This is a genomic window from Streptomyces sp. R11, assembly GCF_041051905.1.
Lineage (GTDB): Bacteria > Actinomycetota > Actinomycetes > Streptomycetales > Streptomycetaceae > Streptomyces.
On record NZ_CP163432.1, the window covers coordinates 6,815,021 to 6,831,856 of the forward strand.

Annotated in this window: 16 protein-coding genes and 2 pseudogenes; 14 read left to right on the top strand and 4 right to left on the bottom strand. The window is 66.6% G+C overall.

Annotated elements, in window-relative coordinates; genetic code table 11:
• The first annotated feature begins 46 nt into the window (after positions 1-46).
• From AB5J55_RS31425 to AB5J55_RS31455, 7 genes and pseudogenes are all read left to right on the top strand, one after another.
• Positions 47-835 carry a DUF1883 domain-containing protein gene (locus tag AB5J55_RS31425; protein WP_369273840.1) on the top strand — a complete coding sequence of 263 codons (789 nt, stop codon included), beginning with the start codon at positions 47-49 and terminating at the stop codon, positions 833-835.
• Positions 836-1,004: 169 nt separating this feature from the next.
• Complete coding sequence (locus tag AB5J55_RS31430; protein ID WP_167828909.1) at positions 1,005-1,151, top strand: hypothetical protein; 147 nt, start codon at positions 1,005-1,007, stop codon at positions 1,149-1,151.
• Positions 1,152-1,257: 106 nt separating this feature from the next.
• A pseudogene (locus tag AB5J55_RS31435) lies at positions 1,258-2,377 on the top strand (tyrosine-type recombinase/integrase).
• The gene (locus tag AB5J55_RS31440) at positions 2,374-2,697 is read left to right on the top strand and encodes a helix-turn-helix domain-containing protein (RefSeq protein WP_369273841.1); all 324 of its coding nucleotides are present in this window, start codon (positions 2,374-2,376) and stop codon (positions 2,695-2,697) included. Before AB5J55_RS31435 ends, AB5J55_RS31440 begins: the two are co-directional and overlap by 4 nt.
• Before the next feature lie 981 nt (positions 2,698-3,678).
• Complete coding sequence (locus AB5J55_RS31445) at positions 3,679-4,920, top strand: hypothetical protein (RefSeq protein WP_369273842.1); 1,242 nt, start codon at positions 3,679-3,681, stop codon at positions 4,918-4,920.
• Between the two features lie 314 nt (positions 4,921-5,234).
• Entirely contained in the window at positions 5,235-5,768 is a 534-nt protein-coding gene (locus AB5J55_RS31450) for a TetR/AcrR family transcriptional regulator (protein WP_369273843.1), read from the top strand.
• A gap of 265 nt (positions 5,769-6,033) precedes the next feature.
• Positions 6,034-6,498, top strand: a complete 465-nt coding sequence (locus tag AB5J55_RS31455; protein WP_369273844.1) for a DUF6463 family protein — start codon at positions 6,034-6,036, stop codon at positions 6,496-6,498.
• Between the two features lie 127 nt (positions 6,499-6,625).
• Here AB5J55_RS31455 and AB5J55_RS31460 read toward each other — a convergent pair whose 3' ends face one another.
• Positions 6,626-7,045, bottom strand: coding sequence for a nuclear transport factor 2 family protein (locus tag AB5J55_RS31460; RefSeq protein ID WP_369273845.1), 420 nt, complete (start codon positions 7,043-7,045; stop codon positions 6,626-6,628).
• A 371-nt stretch (positions 7,046-7,416) separates the two neighbouring features.
• Between AB5J55_RS31460 and AB5J55_RS31465 the strand changes: the two genes are divergently transcribed.
• Entirely contained in the window at positions 7,417-8,166 is a 750-nt protein-coding gene (locus tag AB5J55_RS31465; protein WP_369273846.1) for a hypothetical protein, read from the top strand.
• Positions 8,167-8,350: 184 nt separating this feature from the next.
• Here the strand turns inward: AB5J55_RS31465 and AB5J55_RS31470 are convergent.
• A pseudogene (locus AB5J55_RS31470) lies at positions 8,351-8,893 on the bottom strand (TerD family protein); the annotation flags it as partial.
• A 146-nt stretch (positions 8,894-9,039) separates the two neighbouring features.
• Between AB5J55_RS31470 and AB5J55_RS31475 the strand changes: the two are divergent.
• The 3 genes from AB5J55_RS31475 to AB5J55_RS31485 all read left to right on the top strand — a co-directional run bounded on the left by AB5J55_RS31475 (position 9,040) and on the right by AB5J55_RS31485 (position 11,342).
• Complete coding sequence (locus AB5J55_RS31475) at positions 9,040-9,645, top strand: YdbC family protein (RefSeq protein ID WP_369276347.1); 606 nt, start codon at positions 9,040-9,042, stop codon at positions 9,643-9,645.
• Positions 9,646-9,764: 119 nt separating this feature from the next.
• Positions 9,765-10,424, top strand: coding sequence for a histidine phosphatase family protein (locus AB5J55_RS31480; protein WP_369273847.1), 660 nt, complete (start codon positions 9,765-9,767; stop codon positions 10,422-10,424).
• 12 nt (positions 10,425-10,436) lie between these two features.
• On the top strand, positions 10,437-11,342 hold the full coding sequence (locus AB5J55_RS31485) for an ADP-ribosylglycohydrolase family protein (RefSeq protein ID WP_369273848.1): 906 nt from the start codon (positions 10,437-10,439) through the stop codon (positions 11,340-11,342).
• Between the two features lie 428 nt (positions 11,343-11,770).
• Here AB5J55_RS31485 and AB5J55_RS31490 read toward each other — a convergent pair whose 3' ends face one another.
• Complete coding sequence (locus tag AB5J55_RS31490) at positions 11,771-13,318, bottom strand: MFS transporter (protein WP_369273849.1); 1,548 nt, start codon at positions 13,316-13,318, stop codon at positions 11,771-11,773.
• A gap of 187 nt (positions 13,319-13,505) precedes the next feature.
• On the opposite strand from AB5J55_RS31490, the gene AB5J55_RS31495 reads away from it, so the two are divergent.
• The 3 genes from AB5J55_RS31495 (at position 13,506) to AB5J55_RS31505 (ending at position 15,620) form a co-directional block, all read left to right on the top strand.
• Positions 13,506-14,129, top strand: coding sequence for a TetR/AcrR family transcriptional regulator (locus AB5J55_RS31495; RefSeq protein ID WP_369273850.1), 624 nt, complete (start codon positions 13,506-13,508; stop codon positions 14,127-14,129).
• Positions 14,130-14,211: 82 nt separating this feature from the next.
• On the top strand, positions 14,212-14,913 hold the full coding sequence (locus AB5J55_RS31500; protein WP_328878688.1) for a ribonuclease HII: 702 nt from the start codon (positions 14,212-14,214) through the stop codon (positions 14,911-14,913).
• A gap of 68 nt (positions 14,914-14,981) precedes the next feature.
• Positions 14,982-15,620 carry a hypothetical protein gene (locus AB5J55_RS31505; protein WP_369273851.1) on the top strand — a complete coding sequence of 213 codons (639 nt, stop codon included), beginning with the start codon at positions 14,982-14,984 and terminating at the stop codon, positions 15,618-15,620.
• A gap of 481 nt (positions 15,621-16,101) precedes the next feature.
• Here the strand turns inward: AB5J55_RS31505 and AB5J55_RS31510 are convergent, their stop codons facing one another.
• Positions 16,102-16,737: a hypothetical protein gene (locus AB5J55_RS31510; RefSeq protein WP_369273852.1), complete on the bottom strand. Its 636-nt coding sequence runs from the start codon at positions 16,735-16,737 to the stop codon at positions 16,102-16,104.
• Positions 16,738-16,836 lie beyond the last annotated feature (99 nt).

Genomic DNA, 16,836 nt, shown 5'->3' on the forward strand with positions numbered 1-16,836 from the left:
AACCGCCCCTACAGGTCCCCTGTGAAGGTGATGTAGAGGAAAAATCATGGACTACGTGGTCCACGATCTCGGCCGTCAGGCCAAGGGCGCGACCGCAGTCATTGAACTGTCCGGCAGTGCAGCCAATGTGCGTCTGATGGACTCCAGCAACTATCAGAAGTACAAAGCCGGACGAAACCCCCGTTTTGCAGGTGGGCTCGCAAAACACTGTCCAGTACGTCTTGCGATTCCGCGGAGCGGCCACTGGTACGTGACCGTTGACATGCTGGGCCTCAGAGGAAGAGTGAGGTCCTCGGCTTCCGTCGAACCGCCGCCGCTGCCCGTGCTACGCCCGAGCAACGCTGGTTCCCTGACCCAAATCAGACATGAGCCGCCGCCCTACTCCATCGGCCGGGCCGAGCCCGTACGAGATGTCTTCATCTCTCATGCCAGTGAGGACAAAGAGGCAGTGGCCCGCCCGCTCGCGCAGTATCTGCAAGAAGCCGGCATCACTGTGTGGCTCGACGTCCTCGAATTGAGGATCGGCGACAGCCTCCGCCGCAAGATCGACCACGGGTTGGCTAGTAGCCGGTTCGGCATCGTAATTCTCTCGCGCCCCTTCTTCGAGAAGGGGTGGCCCCAGTACGAGCTTGACGGCTTGGTGACAAGGTATGTGACGGGGCAACAGAATCTGCTGCCCATCTGGCACAACATCACCAAGGACGAGGTCATGGCCCAAAGCCCGTCCCTGGCCGACAAGTTGGCGAGAAGCACCGCTCAGTACACGGTCGAGGAGATCGCCAGCGAGATTGCTGATGTGATTCGAGACGGTGATGCCCAACGTGACGTTGGGTGACCTGGTCTCAGTCGAAGCTTCCGGCGGAAAGGCCGCCGGAATGGCGATCGTCTGACCCTTTGAGTCAGACGATCGCCGCAGCCAGAACGAGACGTCCTGTACCGCGTGCAGGCATGCATGACATCACGTTCTGAGCTGCAACGCAAAGTGGCACGAAAGGAATGTGATCATGCCCAAGAACCCGAGACAGACGGGCAAGAAGGCTGCTTCGGCCGCGGCCAAGGTCCTGGCCAACCCGAAGTCGACCAAGGCGGAGAAGTCTGCGGCGGCAAGCGCGCTGTCGCAGACGCCGTCGAGCAAGAGCAAGAAGAAGTGACCCTGACCGCCCCAGGTCAGGCGCTGGCCTGGGCGGTCGCCCGCCTCATGACCGCTGGTCAGGCGCTCTAGCGTAACCAATTCAACGATGTTGCGTTGAATGCAACGTGAGTCGAGCAGTGGATTTGCCTGGTGCTGCGCACCTGGTTCTCGCTGACGGGATCGTGCATCTCGATCCTGAACCGGCCGTTTTTGAGGCCATGTTGCAGGGGTGGGCTCGCCAGCAGCGCACCCGTTTCCTGAACGAGAAGGCGACGATCAAGCCGCGGGTATCGCTGGTCCGGCGCTTCGCAGAGTTCTCCAACCAGTACCCGTGGCAGTGGGCGCCGGCAGAAGCGGAGGCGTTCTTCGATCACCTCAGGAGCCGGAACCCGCGACTCGCTGTGTCGACAGCGCGGAACTATCAGAACGCCCTGCGGCTCTTCTGCGAGTACACCACCGATGCGCGCTACGGCTGGCCGCGCACCTGCACGGACCGCTTCGGGCAGGTGCCCGTACAGATCCTGCACGAGTGGAACACCGTCGTGCACACCAGCGAGTACGAGGGCCGATCCGGTCCTCGACCGCTGACATACGACGAAGTGCAGGCGCTGTTCGATGCAGCGGATGCCCGGGTGGCGGAAATCCGTCACCGGGGGCGCAAGGGTTCCCTGGCCGCTCTGCGCGACGCCATGCAAGACCGTGTACGCCTATGGGTTGCGCCGCAGGGAGGCATGTGGCCTGGATCTTGCTGATCTACGTAGAAACCCGAAGACACCGGACTACGGGCGCTTTGGCGCCCTGTTCGTTCGGCACGGCAAAGCGTCCACGGGCGGGCCACCCAAACGTCGCAGCGTGCTCACTGTCCCGGAGATGGACTGGGTTGTGGACGTACTGAACCAGTACATCGATGAGGTCCGTCCGGCTTTCGAGCCGGGCAAGCACCCCGCACTCTGGGTAACCGAGCGGCGGGGGCGGATATCTCTCCGGCGCCTCGACGAGGCCTTCGACACCGCTCGCCGATCGGCGGACCTGCCCGATGAACTCGACCTGCATTCCTTGCGGCACAGCTACGTGACGCACTTGATTGAGTTCGACTACCCCGAGCGCTTCGTCCAGGACCAGGTCGGTCACGCCTACGCAAGCACTACGGCGATCTACACCGGTGTCTCCGACGACTACCGCAATCGGCTCCTGCAGCGCGTGCTGAAGGAGCGTCACGCAGACCTATGGGAGGGCTCACCGTGATCCGGAAGATGGGGATCACCTGGCAGCTGCGGATGCGAATGGCCGAGAAGAACATGTTCCAGACCTCGGACCTGGTGCCCTTGCTGGCCGAACGTGGCATCCACCTGTCGCGGGAACAGGTCTTCCGCCTGGTGACTCAGACGCCGCAAAGACTGTCGATGGACACCCTCGCAGCGCTCTGCGACATTCTGGACTGCAGTCCTAACGACTTGATCGACATCAACGTCGTCAACGCCAAGATTCGCAAAGCGGGCGGGGGCGACGCCTCAGCCCTTCCGCGCGTCCGGCGCAGTACGATCCGCCGACCCGACCTGACATGAAAGAGCCCAAGGCGGAGGCGGCACGCACCATCGTGCTCGCAACTTGACAGAGGTGGTCGGCGAGCTGACGCCAGAGAACGCGATCCAGGCCACCGATGCAGCACGGATTCGAGGCCGTTCCTGGAACTTGCTTGAAGAGCACTTCCGACAGCACCCCTACGCACTACAGCAGCCGGGAGCCGACTTCCCGATTGCCTTGGTGCGGCTTGCTCACACACTGATCGACAAGGGACACGCTGATGTCGCGCGGCCCGCCTGCGCCGGCTGCGGCAAGGTCACGGTTCATCTGGATCACCGGATCCCGGAGGGCCGTGGCTGCTCCAACTGTTCGGGAAGGCAGCGTCGGGAGGTCTGCATCCGTTGTCAGCGCGTGGCGCGGATCAACGTCCGTCGCCCAGAGGGGCCCTCTGCGGCTCCTGCTACGGCAAGGAAGTGGCTGTGGAATGCGGCGGGTGTGGTCGAGTGCGGCGCCCCGCAGCCCGCCTGGCAGATGGAACCGTTCGCTGTCAGGGGTGCGCCCCTCGGCCGGATCGGCTCTGCAGCAAATGCGGAAGGAAGGCCCCTGCCCAGGCGTTCACAGACGCAGGCCCGGTCTGTCGCCGGTGCTACCAACAGCCTGAGCGGGCCTGCGGAAAATGCGGCTCTATCAGCATCATGCAGCGAGCCAGGGGCGAGCAACCCGATCTTTGCCCGCACTGCTACCGGCCGCAGACCGCGGTCTGCGCGACCTGTGGTCGCCACCGCCCCTGCGACCGGATTGCATCTGGGATGCCGATCTGCCAGCAATGCCGACCTCGGCTCCGCCGACCGTGCTCCCGTTGTTCGAGATCACGGCCGGTCCACGCGGAATGGCCCATGGGACCCGTCTGTCGGACGTGTTACGAATACGTTCGTTCCCAACCAGCCTCTTGCACTGCTTGCGGTGAGCGGCGCCCGCTTATCGGGCTCAACCCTGCGGACGAGGCGCTCTGCGGTCCCTGCGTGGGAGTCGATCTGACCTACACGTGTCGGAAGTGTGGTCGCAGTGGAGATCTCTACCAGGCAGGATGCTGTTCTCGCTGCGTTCTGACCGAGCGCCTCACCGATCTCCTCAGTGCAGACGACGGCACTATCCATCCCGATCTTGAGCTGGTGAGGCAGGCGCTCTGCGCGGCCGATCGGCCGCGCAGCCTATTCAGCTGGCTCGACCGCAGCAAAGCTCCTCGCCTGCTGATGGAGTTGGCTGCAAGCGGCGAGCCCATCACCCATGAGCGCCTGGACGAATTCCCCGTTACACATGCGACGCACTACGCCCGCGAACTCCTGGTCACCGCCGGTGTCCTGCCGCTCCGCGACGAATACCTTGAGAGGCAGCCAGTCTGGGTCGAACAACTGCTGGCTACCGCTCCTGAGCACCACCGGAAGACCGCGGCTCCGTTCGCCCATTGGTTCCTCTTGCGCCGCCTCAGGCAAGCTCACCACCGGCGCGGAGGGAAACGTGTCCAGGGAGGCACGGAGAGCATCCTCCGCTCACGCCTTCGACGCACGCTGGAACTGCTCGCCTGGCTCGACCAACAGGGCATTACCCTAGGCGATTTCACGCAGTCTGACCTCGACCGATGGCTGGTCGAGGGAACTAGCACCCGACAGAACATCCGGGCCTTCATCGTTTGGGCCCGCAAGCACGACCTCATCGGCGACCTTAAGGTCCCACTTCCCGGCAGAGCCCATCCCGTCACCTTCATCGAAGACTCCGAGCGGGTGGCCCAGTTACGCCGATGCATCGGTGACGAAGGGCTCTCCCTCTGGGTGCGGGTCGCAGGCGCACTCATGCTGCTTTTCGGACTCCAGGGCTCAAGGGTTCTGCAGCTCACCAAGGACGACATCGTCGACGATGGGGCGTCGCTTCAGATTGACCTCAGTGGCCGACGACTACACTTGCCGCCGAAACTGGCGCACATCGTCCGGCGCCTGCGTGATCAGTCCGAGACTCGCTGGCGGTTGAACCAACTTGCGGACACACGCCCCTGGCTCATGCCTGGGCAGAGCCCCAGCGCGCCCCTTGCGCGTGGATTACCTCAGTCTGAAGTTCCGCGAGTACGGCCTCAACGGGCTTGCTGGCCGCAACACTGCACGCCTGGCTCTGGCCGCGAACTTGCCGGCATCCGTCCTCGCGGACCTCACCGGCACCAGCGTCGACAACGCCGTCCGGTGGTCGAACTTCGCCAAGCGCGACTGGACTGACTACGTCGCTGCCCGCAAACGGGACACGCGGAATTGATCAACGGCCACCCCGGAATACCGCACGTCCAGAACAAGTGGCCTGCGCCAGTACCTTGGGCGTACTTCGGGGATGACCTTCCAGGTCAAGGCGGGTGTCGGAGAGATCTGGCACCCGCCCTCGCTCATATCCGATGCATCGTTGCATCGAACGTAACAGCGTGAGCCGACGATCTCTGCGCTGCATGCGTCCGCGAATCTCTGGCCCCAAGTACCTTGAATCCGCACGTGGTTGCTAGGCTGCCATGCCAAACCTTTTGGTATGGAGCGAGGTGGTCATGGGAACCGCGGGCGAACGGGCGTGGCTGGAGGAGGGGCTGGCGTTGTTGGCCGAGCAGGGTGCCCCAGCGGTGACACTGGATCGACTGTGTGAGCGAATGGGCAGGTCGAAGGGTGCCTTCTACCACCACTTCGGATCGATGCCGAAGTATCGGACCCGGTTGCTCGGCTACTTCGAGGCCGAGCACACGATGGCGATCATCGATGCAGTGGAAGGGGCCAGCGCGCTCGCGGCGCGGGAAAGGCTGAGCCGGCTCGTCGCGGAAGCGATCAAGGACACCGGTCCGGAGTTGGAAATCGCGATGCGGGCCTGGGCGAAACAGGCTCCCGAAGCGGCAGCGGTACAGGAGCGGGTGGACGCGACCCGGATCGAATATCTGCGAGGGCTGTGCGAAGAGGCCGGTCATGCCACCCCGGACAAGCTGGCCAAGCTGCTGTATCTGGTGCTGATCGGGGGTGCGCACCTGATGCCCCCGCTCCCGCCTGCAGAGAAGCGCGGCATGTATGAACTGCTGTTTCCGCTTCTGGACTGACCGACCGCCTGCGTCTTGTGGGCCGACCGGTGCCCGGGCCGCCACCGTCGAAGAGGCCATGTCATGAACATCGTCGACGCCACCCCCGAACCGCCATCGGCAGGCGCTCACGTCAGGTTCGAGGTGGTGGCCGGGGCCAAGTGCCACCGCTGGATCGGACGGCGCTACTTCAGCCTCATCCGCCCTTTCCGCCACCTGGTGTCACCACCACGACCAACGCGGGCGCACGCTCATCACTCAGTGCCTGAGAAAGGATCACACCGTCATGAGGACCTCCGTGTATCCGGAAGCGCGCAAGCCTGACACCCCAGGGCTCCACCGCTGGGTGCCCCGCCTGATAATCGCCGCCGCCACCGTGCACATGATGGTGGGCGTGGGCGCCGCCGGCTCACACTGGCGCGGCATCGTCTCCGACGGTCTGTGGAACACCGTCGGCAACGACGACGACGCCCGCATGATGACCCTGTGGTTCATGATCAGCGGAATGGCCTTCCTCGGTCTCGGTCTGCTCACCAGGAGAACCGTGATCGTCACGAATACGGTGCCCACAGAGACCGGATGGATCCTGCTGGCGCTCGGAATCCCGGTGTCACTGATGGAGCCCATCTCAGGCGGCTGGTCACTGATCGCTATCGGTGCCCTGGCTCTGGTGGCGTCGCGACACGACGGATCCGCGACAGACTCCGACCAAGCGGCCACTCACGCCGATGGGACTGGCACGGTGGGGTGATCCCAGGGAATACCGCACCGTCGGAATAAGTGCCCTGCGCCAGTAATGTGAGCGCCTTTCAGGCGTGAAGTGACGGACCGAGAGGGGAAGTCGGCGAAATGCCGGCTTCCCCTCTCGGCTGTCGTGGTTATCGACGCTTCGTGTCGCCCGGTGCCCCAAGTGTTCTCGCTATGAGGTCGGTATCGCAGTACTCGGTCAGTGCTTGCAGTTTTCCGTCCTCGATCCGGCAAACCCAGCAGTACGTGTTGTGATAGGGCTTCCCATCCGTGGTTGTGGCGCGACCTCTGCACTCCACGACGACGCAATCGCCGGCGGCGATGAAACGTTGTGGGGTGTTCGTGTACGTGTCCGCGAACTGGGCGAGCAGCGGCCGGAACAGCTCGTTGAGGACGGTCTGTTTACCCTCGTAGGTCCCAGACCAGCTCGTCGTACCGATGATCGTCCAGCGGAAGTCGTCGGCGAGACTGTCGGCGAGAGGCCGACCGTCCCCTTCCGCCAGCCCGGTGAAGATGCGCTGCATCAGTTGCGTGTTCTCGGTCTCGCCCATGGCTCCTCCGCCGCCTCATGTTTTGCAGGTCTGGCCTGCCATTCAATAGGCCGGAGTGCCGTCGCGGGCGACGTTTCCCGCGAGAGGGCGGGCCCGGCGGGAGTGACGGCGCAGGCACTCGGCCGGTCGGGATCGACCGGCCACAGGTCGAGGAATAGCGCACACCAGGAATAAGTGCTCTGCGCCAGTAACAAAGGCGGAGTCACGTCGGATACAACATCCGACGTGACTCGCGAATTCGCCTGACCTGCAGGTTTTGAACCTGACTGCAGGTCTTGAAGGGGACCGGCCGATGGTCGGTCCCCTTCACCGTGCGACCAGCGGCGAACAAAGCATGTGACAGGCGACGGTGGATCACGGAGCATCATGGCGTGCCGTCCAAGATGAATCACATCGCTCTCCAAGTCGTCACGCCGGAGCCGGCTCAGCGCGGAGGCGCAGTCGAGGTCCGACCGATCATCGATGGCGAGGACATCCTGGCCACGGCCTTCGACGAGGGCCCGGCGGAGGACCCTCGGCACCTCCTTTCGCCCTCCAGCCCGCTGATGCCCTCGCTTGAGCCCAAAGAGGTCCGGCTTGCTGAAGCCGACTGCACGGAGGGGTGTTGCGGCGCCGTCTTTGTGACGATCACGCGTGAGGATGCGACCGTCGTATGGCACGGTTGGCGGAACCCGGATGATGACGAGCTGGATCTTCCCGCGTACCGATTCGACGCGCGGCAATACGAAGCCGAGGTTCAGCGCGCAGTCGCTGACCACAGTTGGGAATGGCCGGCCCGCACCATCGCCAGGCTTCTGGAAGAGGGCCTCCGTCAGCAGACACGGTGGCTGGATCGCTGGGAGTGCGAGTTGGCCTGGGCCAGTGCCCTGCCCTGGGAGCGCGACCGCGTCACAGTCGTCTTCTTCTTCCAGCCGGGTGAGCCGACCAGCCGTGATGAGCGGCCCTGGCTGCAATTCCGTATCGCCCTGTCCGTCACCGACGATGCCCCCGTAGCGCAGGCCGACCGGATGTTGCAGGAACTCCTCTCACAGGATCCCAGGGCGATCGGTCACGTCTGCGGTGGTTCGCGCGAGTTCGCCGGCCAACTGGGGTATCCGTGGCCCGAGCGCTTCCCGGCCTGACCGCCAAGGACCCGTGGGTGGTCCGGCTCATCGAGGCAGCGCCCGGTCGCGGCTGCGGGCGTTTGCGGGCAGACCCTGAGGTGCCCTGACGGGAGTCCGTGGGAGGGGCGCCGACCACGTTTCGGCGCCCCTCTTTCCGTAGGACTTTCTTCGCCGGATGCACCGACGAACGTACGAGCGAGGCTCAGGGCCGGCGGATCTTGCCCATGGTCGCCGTGAACGTAGCCGGGTCGTCCTCGAAACCGTGGATGCCGGGGTGGAACTCCCACGAGCTCGATCCCTCGCGTACGAACTCGGCGACCGTGGCCGCGGTCGACCCGAGGACGCCACCGAAGTCGTCCTCGGCCATGACGGTGTAGCCCTCACGGATGCGCAGGGCCGGATTGATGACGCTCACGAACGTGCGCTGATCGGGACGCTGCTGGATGGCGACACCGACCATCACGCGCGCGTACCGAACGTCGAGCCGGTCCAGCTCCACGGTCAGGACCTCGTCCCAGCCGAAGCCCTTGCCGTCCTGGCTGTCCCGGTTGAGATAGATGGTGCCGTCGGGAGAGCGGCTGTCGAAGTGCACTACGTAGGCGGGATCGCCGTACGGATCGCTCGCCAGGTAGGTCGCGGCGACGAGGTCCAGGTCGGTGGGCGGATCACCCGCCGGACTCGGATCCCACTTGAGCGAGATCTCGACCTTCCGGATCCCCTTGTTGATGGCGTTCACCGGGCTTCCCCTTCCCCGTTGCGCTTATGGCTCAGCCTGAACTGCCCAGCAGACAAGGCCGGTTGTCCATCCTGCCACGCGCGGGGCAACGTACGCCGAAGAGCACTCCTGCCGAGCGTGACCGGCGCCACGCTCCGTGGCCTTACCATGGCGCGGTGCTGGTCAAGTGGATTCGCTGCACCGTGGTGGACCGCCGCGGCTTCGAGCGGGGGCAGCGAAAGTGGGCGGGGCTTCCGGGGGAGCCGGGATTTCGGGGGCAGGGCGGGGGTTGGAGCCGGGGGCGGCAGGGGGTCGCGCATGTCTTCTCGTTCTGGGAGAGCCGTTCCTTCTACGACTCCTTCATGGCGCGCTCCCACGACAGACTGGCCGCGGCCCAGTCGGGCACCTACAAGGACATGCAGGTCAAGCTCTTCGACTACCGCTTCGACGTGAAGACCGGCTTCGAGCCGCGCTTCACCGACGCGGACCTTGTCCGAGTGGCCCACTGCCGTGTCCACGAAGACCGAGCCGAGCACTTCACGCTCATGCAGGAGAAGGTCTGGAACCCGGCGATGGCCGGCTCCCCGGGCATGATCCGCGGACTGTTTGGCGAGGCGCCGGGCCATGAGTTCCTGGTGTTGTCGATGTGGAGGTCTGCCGCGGAGCACGGTAAGTACCGCACTGAACGCGTGGAGCGACTGGCATTGCGGGCACAGACGGAAGCGGACGTCGCGGCCCTCACGGGCGACATCGTCGAGCTCGAATCGAACTGGACGGTTTGATTTCCGGACTCACCATTCGTGCGTCCTGGTGTGGCCGCTGCTACAGGAAATGTGTGACCTACGCCGTATGAGGCCCGCACGAGTCCACGATCGGGCCTCAACCGATCTAGGGTTTTGGCATGGCACGACCACGGCGCATCGTCCTTGTCCGGCACGGCGAGTCAACGGGCAATGTTGATGACACCGTGTACGAGCGTGAGCCCGACCATGCTCTGCCCCTGACCGAGCGCGGCTGGCGCCAGGCCGAGGAGACGGGTAAACGGTTGCGGGAGGTGTTCGGCCGCGAGCGGGTCAGCGTGTACGTCTCGCCCTACCGCCGCACGCACGAAACGCTGCGCGCCTTCCACCTGGACCCCGAGGCGATACGCGTGCGTGAGGAGCCCCGGCTGCGTGAGCAGGACTGGGGCAACTGGCAGGACTGCGACGACGTACGTCTCCAGAAGTCCTACCGGGACGCATACGGCCACTTCTTCTACCGCTTCGCCCAGGGGGAGTCCGGCGCCGACGTGTACGACCGGGTCGGTGGCTTCCTGGAGAGCCTGTTCCGCAGCTTCGAGGCGCCCGACCATCCACCGAACGTGCTGCTGGTGACCCACGGTCTGGCGATGCGCCTGTTCTGCATGCGCTGGTTCCACTGGACGGTCGCGGAATTCGAGTCGCTGTCGAACCCGGGGAACGCGGAGATGCGGATGCTCGTTCTCGGGGACGACGGCAAGTACACGCTTGACCGGCCTTTCGAACGCTGGCGAGATCCGGAACCGTACGGGATCACCGGATAGAGTGGCAGGGCGATGACCGCTGATTCCTCCCCCGAAGGGCGCCTGGACCGCGCCCTCGCCAGCCTGCGCGGACTCGCCGTGGGAGACGCCCTGGGCTCGCAGTTCTTCGTCCCGGTGAACTACCCGCTGCTGAAGCGCCGGGAACTGCCGTCCGGCCCCTGGCAGTGGACGGACGACACGGAGATGGCCTGCTCCGTGGTCGCCGTCCTGGCCACCCACCACCGCATCGACCAGGACGCTCTGGCCCGCTCCTTCGCCGAGCACCACGACTTCGACCGGGGCTACGGCCCCGCGGTCAACCGGCTGCTGCGCCTGGTCCGGGAGGGCGGTGACTGGCGCGAGCTGTCGGCCGCGCTCTTCAACGGACAGGGTTCCTGGGGCAACGGCGCCGCGATGCGGATCGCTCCGCTGGGTGCCTGGTACGCGGACGACCCGGAGCAGGCGACCCACCAGGCAGAGATCTCGGCCTACCCCACGCATCAGCATCGCGAGGCCGTCGTCGGCGCCATGGCCGTTGCCGGGGCTGCCGCGCTCGCCGCCGCTCCCGGTGGTCCGCCCAGCCCTGAATCGCTCCTCGACGACGTCATCGCTCTCATCCCGAAGAGCGCAGTCGGGGCGGGCCTTCGACGCGCGCGAGACATGCTCGATTACGCCGACGCGGCCACCGTCGCGGCTGTACTGGGCTGTGGACGGCGTACGACGGCCCACGACACCGTGCCCTTCGCTCTCTGGTCGGCCGCTCGGGCCCTCGGCGACTATGAGCGGGCCTTCTGGACGACCGCGCAGGTCGGCGGCGACGTGGACACCACGTGCGCGATCGTGGGCGGCGTGATCGGTTCCGGGAAGGCCGGGGCGGTGCCGGCCGAGTGGGCGGAGCGGACCGAGGCACTCCCGGAGTGGGCACCGACGTCGGCGTAGCCCCGTTCAGCTACCCGGTCGGAACCTTGTTGGGCTGAGGCCGCGGACCTTCAATGACTTTCTGTGCTTGACGGGAACTCTGCGTGACCGTCGAGCCGTTGTCGTGACAGTTGTTGTGCGACCGCTGGAGCGGCACGAGCAGGTGTCACGCGAGGGGTGCAGGGGGTGGAGCAATGGGGTTCATGTCGGTGCTGGGCGTGCTGCTCGTCTCGGGTCCCGCCTCGGCGGGCGGCGTCGCCTCCGCGCGCGGGCTCGCCGGCATGTGCGCGGCGGTTGCCGCGTGGGACGGGCTTCGACTCCGCCGCCCCAGCGGCGCCTGCCCGGCGCCGGGCGGTGTGAGGGTGGTGCGGATGGCCGGCTCGTCGTCCTCGCCGTTGGTCTCCCGGACCCGGTCCGGCCATCCGCGGCCCTTCGAGGGCCCTGCCGGGTCAGCCGGCCATCGGCCCCGCCGTACCGGCGAGGGCATCCAGATCGCTTTTGCGGACCCGGATCACGAACCAAGCGGTGGCCAGGGCGAGTACGGCCATCGCGGCGGCGGCCACGAAGCCGGTCGAGATGCCCTGGGTGAGCACTTCGTGTCCCCATGGGCCGGGCAACTGCTGCGTCTTGGCGAACTCCGCCTTCTGCTCGGCCGATCCCTCCGCCATGAACTTCGGCAACTGCTTCTCCGCCTCGTCCTTGCTGGCCGATCCGAAGACCGTCGTCAGGATGGACAGGCCGAGCGAACCGCCCACCTGCTGCGTGGCGTTGAGAAGGCCGGACGCGGCGCCGGCCTCATGCTGGGCGACACCGGAGACCGCGGTGACCGTCAGTGTCACGAAGTTCAGTCCCATGCCGAAGCCGAACAGCAGCATCGGGCCGAGGACTCCGCCGACGTACGAGCTGTCGGCGCTGATGAGGGTCTGCCAGGCCAGCCCGGTCGCCGTGAGCGCCGAGCCCACGAGCATGAACGGTTTCGGGCCGAGCACGGGCAGGAATCGCTGCGACAGGCCGGCTCCGACGGCGATCACGACCGTCACCGGCAGGAAGGCGAGACCGGCCTCGATCGGGCTGTACTGCAGCACGTTCTGCACGAACAGCACGATGTAGAAGAACATGCCGAACATGGCCGCGGCCAGGCTGAGCATGATCACGTACGTGCCCGAGCGATTGCGGTCGGCGAACATCCTGAGCGGCGTGATGGGCTCCTTGGCCCGCGACTCGATGAACGCGAAGGCCACCAGCAGGACCACCGCCGCGCCGAACGACCCGATGGTCAGGCTGTCCCGCCAGCCTTCGTCCGCCGCGCGGATGAAGCCGTAGACCAGGGAGGCCATACCCGCGGTCGAGGTCAGTGCGCCCGCGATGTCGAAGCGTCCGGAGTGCCGTTCGGACTCGCTGATGTACAGCGGCGTGAGCACCGCTATCAGGACACCTATCGGCACGTTGACGAAGAGCACCCACCGCCAGTCGAGCCATTCGGTGAGCATGCCGCCGGCGAGCAGACCGATGGCGCCACCGCCCGCGGAGACGGCGGCGAAGACGCCGAACGCCCTGTTGCGCTCCGGGCCTTCGGGGAACGTCGTGGTGATGAGCGCCAGCGAGGTGGGCGACGCGATCGCGCCACCCACGCCCTGGAGCACGCGGGCGGCCAGCAACTGCCACGGTTCCTGCGCGAATCCACCGAGCAGGGAGGCGAGGGTGAACAGCAGGATGCCGGTCATGAAGACCCTGCGGCGGCCCAGGATGTCACCGGCGCGACCGCCGAGAAGCAGCAGGCCACCGAAGGTGAGCGTGTAGGCGCTGACGACCCACGTGAGGTCGGTGGTGCTGAAGTTGAGGGCATTTTGAATGTGCGGGAGCGCGATGTTCACAATCGTCGCGTCGAGTACCACCATGAGTTGGCAGGCCGCGATGACGGTGAGCGCGATGCCGGGATGCCCCTCCCGGCGGGCCGCACCTGGTTTTTGATCCTTGATCAACTGAGAGGTTGTCACTATGGGTCCCCCACAAGTGCCTTAGTGAACGCTCGCGTTCACTGTCGCGTCAACCGTAGTGAGTCCCCAGTAGTGAACGCAAGCGTTCACTTATGTTGTTGTCGCGCGGTCTGTCTCCCCGTAGTCGCCGCGTGGAGTTCCCGTGTCCCCGAAATCCCCGCTTCGCTTGTTTGTTGGAGACGCTCAGATGGTTACCTCGCGCTGGACGGCCGCCCCCGCTCAGGCGGCCTCTCCCCGTCGCCGTGGCGCCGCGCTCGAACGCGCGATCCTCGATGCCGCGCTGGAGCAGCTCAGTACGGTCGGATGGAACGGCCTCACGATGGAGGGCGTGGCGGCCGGTGCCCAGACCGGGAAGGCCGCCGTCTATCGGCGCTGGCCTTCCAAAGAGGAGCTCGTCGCCGATGCGCTGCGGGCCGGGCTGCCGAACTTCGCGTCGGCTCCCGACCTCGGGAGCGTGCGCGAAGACCTGCTCGAGCTGTGCCGGCATGCGCGGGAGGCGATGTTCTCGCGGCCCGGTTTCGCGCTGCGGTCGGTGATTCACGAATGCGACAGCCTCCAGGCTCAGCGCTTTCACGGGGTGATCTTCGAGGGGGTCGTGGAGCCGACGATCGCGTTGCTCCGAGAGGTCGTCAACCGTGGAATTGAGCGGGGAGAGGTGCGGGCCGACGCGGCGAACGGCTATGTCTTCGACGCCATTCCGGCGATGATGATGTACCGATCGAAGATGTGCATGAGCGAATGGAATGATCGAGATCTCGAGGAGATGGTCGATCAGTTGATGCTTCCACTGCTCCGCCCGGCGGCCCGCTGAACCGCGGCTGGACCGGCTCGGAGGTGGCTTCGGTGAACCAGGGTGTCGAAGCCGGTTCCGGGCGGCGTACGCTAAGGGCGCCATGCCGTACGAACCGCCTACTCACACCGTCGAGCGCTCCCTCCGAGCCACGACCGGAGCGAAGATCATTGCCGGTGTCGACGAGGTGGGGCGCGGTGCGTGGGCCGGCCCCGTCAGTGTCTGCGCTGCGATCACCGGACTGCGCCGACCCCCCGAAGGCCTCACAGACTCCAAGCTGCTCACCGTAAAGCGGCGCACCGAGCTCGCCGACCTGCTGCGGACGTGGGTGACCTCGTACGCCCTCGGGCATGCCTCTCCTGAGGAGATCGACGCCCTGGGGATGACCGCAGCGCTGCGGCTCGCCGCGGTGCGTGCCCTGGAGGCCCTGCCGGTCCGACCCGACGCGGTGATCCTCGACGGGAAGCATGACTATCTCGGGAACCCTTGGAGGGTACGGACGGTCATCAAGGGTGACCAGTCGTGTGTGGCGGTCGCGGCGGCCTCGGTGATCGCCAAGGTGCAGCGCGACAAAATGATGGCCGAACTGGGTATCGACCATGCAGACTTCGGTTTTGCGGACAACGCCGGGTATCCGTCGCCCGTGCACAAGGCCGCATTGGCGGAGCGGGGGCCCACCCCGTACCACCGGTTGTCGTGGGCGTATCTTGATGCGCTGCCCCAGTGGCGGCACCTCAAGAAGGTCCGCAGTTGGGTGGAAGGAAGCGTTCCGGAGATCGAGGGGCAGCTCGGCTTCGACTTCTGACGATTCCGCTCGCACTTGTGTGCCACCCGGCCATGCGAGCCGCACCAGCGTTTGATAAATATCAGCTCATGCCTCTCATTCCCGAGGAGCCTCAGATTCACGAGAGTGCCCAGGGTCCCCGCGTTACGCCGGCCAGCGGCCGCACCGCGCCGACCCCTCGTCCCGTACCCGGCCCCCGCCCCGCGGCTCCGTCGCGTCCCGGCCGACCCGGGCCCGTGCGGCCCGCGCCGCCGGTGCAACGTTCGCCGCGTGACGTGGCCGTGGCCAAGCCCGGACCGTCGAGTCCGGCTGCTCCCGCCGCCGCTCCGGCTGCGGCGGCCCCGCAGATCCAGCTGATCCCGGCCTCGCTCGAGGGCGCGCTCGACGCTGCCGAGGAGGCCGTCGACCTGCTCCTGGAGTCGGGCCGCGCCCCCAGCGACGTACTGGTGATCACCACCGGTGAACAGCACCCGTGGGCCGCCCACGAGCTGTCCTTCGGCGAAGCCTCCTACTGGGCGCAGCACGACGCCGGTGACGACGTCTTTTACGCCGATGCCTCCGTCGCCGACCGTGCCGCGCCGCGTCCGGTGGTCGTGGTGGCCGTCAATGGCGGTCCGGACACTGCCGCTGCCAACGCCCTGCCTCTGGCCCTTGGCCGGGCCGGTGCCCTGCTGATCGTCTGCGGTGACCCGCAGCGGATCAACTCGGTGCTGGGCGTGGGCGTCTGAGCCGTTCCGGCTCGTCCTGACGGAAACTCCGCAGGACACCGGGGGCGAGGGCCGTTCTGGCGGCGTCTGCACGGCGGGCGGTCCGGCGTGCTCGGAGGGATGGGAAGCGCGCTGTGCGCAGGCCGGTCGGTTCTGGGATCGGAGTGTCAGTTCACGCCGTACGGGTGAGTCGGCGTGGGGGTTTCCATCGCGAGGGCCGGCCGATCACCAGGCGCATGCTGCTTCCGTGGTGTCAGTGCACGGAAGCCCTGTGTTCACGGCGTGAGCTGGGCGGGTTTCGTCCGGTGGTCGCGCGGTGCCTGCGTGGTGGCTGCTCGGCGACTGCGCGTGGCACTCGCAGCGGCTTGGCGGTCCGTGTCGGGTCCTCGTCTGCCTTGGGCAGTCGTATCGCGTGCGGCGTATGGCGTGCAGTGTGCGGCTCGACCGTGGCGTCGGTCGAGCACCCTTGCGGGCCGTTGGTCGAAGACTCCTGCGGGCGCCCTCAGCGAGCCGCCGCGCGCCGTAGGACCTCTGAGGCCGCGCCCCCGGTGCGGGGCAGCGGGAGCGGTGACTCGGACGTGGCGAAGGGCTCCGGCGCCGAGTCGGTGTTGGGGCGGCGGCCGCCACGGCCCTCGCCGAGGACCTGCCAGCCGTCCCGGGTCAGCGTGATGTACGCGCCGCAGCGCAGTCCGTGCAGGGTGCAGGCGTCACGCAGGCCCCACATCCACGCGCCGTCCTCCTCCGTCCAACGGGCGTCGCCCTCGCGGCAGTAGAGCAGGACGGCGGTGCGCACGGGGGTGCGGCGCCGCAAGTCGTGCGGGATGACGCGGCGGAGCTGGGCGAGCAGCGCGTTGCGGAACATCCAGCCATCCGCCGGGGACGGCCGACGCGTGAACGAGGCACTCGCCCGCAGGCGCTCCTCGGCGTCGAGGACGGCCACGATCGCGGTCGTCGGCCCTGGGCGGTGCCGGGAGTGCAGACCGCTGACGACCTCGCGGGGATTGCGCAGAAGCGGGATGCCCGCGGCGGCCCACTCCGCTGGTTCGAGCATGCGGGCCAGCGGGTTGGTGGATGCGGTGGACGGGTCGGCTGACGTCGACACGGATGCTGCAGAGGACGGAGCGAATCCGAAGGTCACGGTCCTCCCTTCGGCTACGCGCCCACACTGCGGGCGAGGTCGGAATCGGGGGAGCGCACGCCGCAGCAGAGCCCTACCGGATCACGGACGAGCCGTGCG

Excerpts from the sequence above, each read along its gene's own strand:
- AB5J55_RS31425 (WP_369273840.1), top strand. The coding sequence starts at position 47 with ATGGACTACGTGGTCCACGATCTCGGCCGTCAGGCCAAGGGCGCGACC.
- AB5J55_RS31430 (WP_167828909.1), top strand. The coding sequence starts at position 1,005 with ATGCCCAAGAACCCGAGACAGACGGGCAAGAAGGCTGCTTCGGCCGCG.
- AB5J55_RS31450 (WP_369273843.1), top strand. The coding sequence starts at position 5,235 with ATGGGAACCGCGGGCGAACGGGCGTGGCTGGAGGAGGGGCTGGCGTTG.
- AB5J55_RS31455 (WP_369273844.1), top strand. The coding sequence starts at position 6,034 with ATGAGGACCTCCGTGTATCCGGAAGCGCGCAAGCCTGACACCCCAGGG.
- AB5J55_RS31460 (WP_369273845.1), bottom strand. The coding sequence starts at position 7,045 with ATGGGCGAGACCGAGAACACGCAACTGATGCAGCGCATCTTCACCGGG.
- AB5J55_RS31480 (WP_369273847.1), top strand. The coding sequence starts at position 9,765 with ATGGCACGACCACGGCGCATCGTCCTTGTCCGGCACGGCGAGTCAACG.
- AB5J55_RS31485 (WP_369273848.1), top strand. The coding sequence starts at position 10,437 with ATGACCGCTGATTCCTCCCCCGAAGGGCGCCTGGACCGCGCCCTCGCC.
- AB5J55_RS31495 (WP_369273850.1), top strand. The coding sequence starts at position 13,506 with ATGGTTACCTCGCGCTGGACGGCCGCCCCCGCTCAGGCGGCCTCTCCC.
- AB5J55_RS31500 (WP_328878688.1), top strand. The coding sequence starts at position 14,212 with ATGCCGTACGAACCGCCTACTCACACCGTCGAGCGCTCCCTCCGAGCC.
- AB5J55_RS31505 (WP_369273851.1), top strand. The coding sequence starts at position 14,982 with ATGCCTCTCATTCCCGAGGAGCCTCAGATTCACGAGAGTGCCCAGGGT.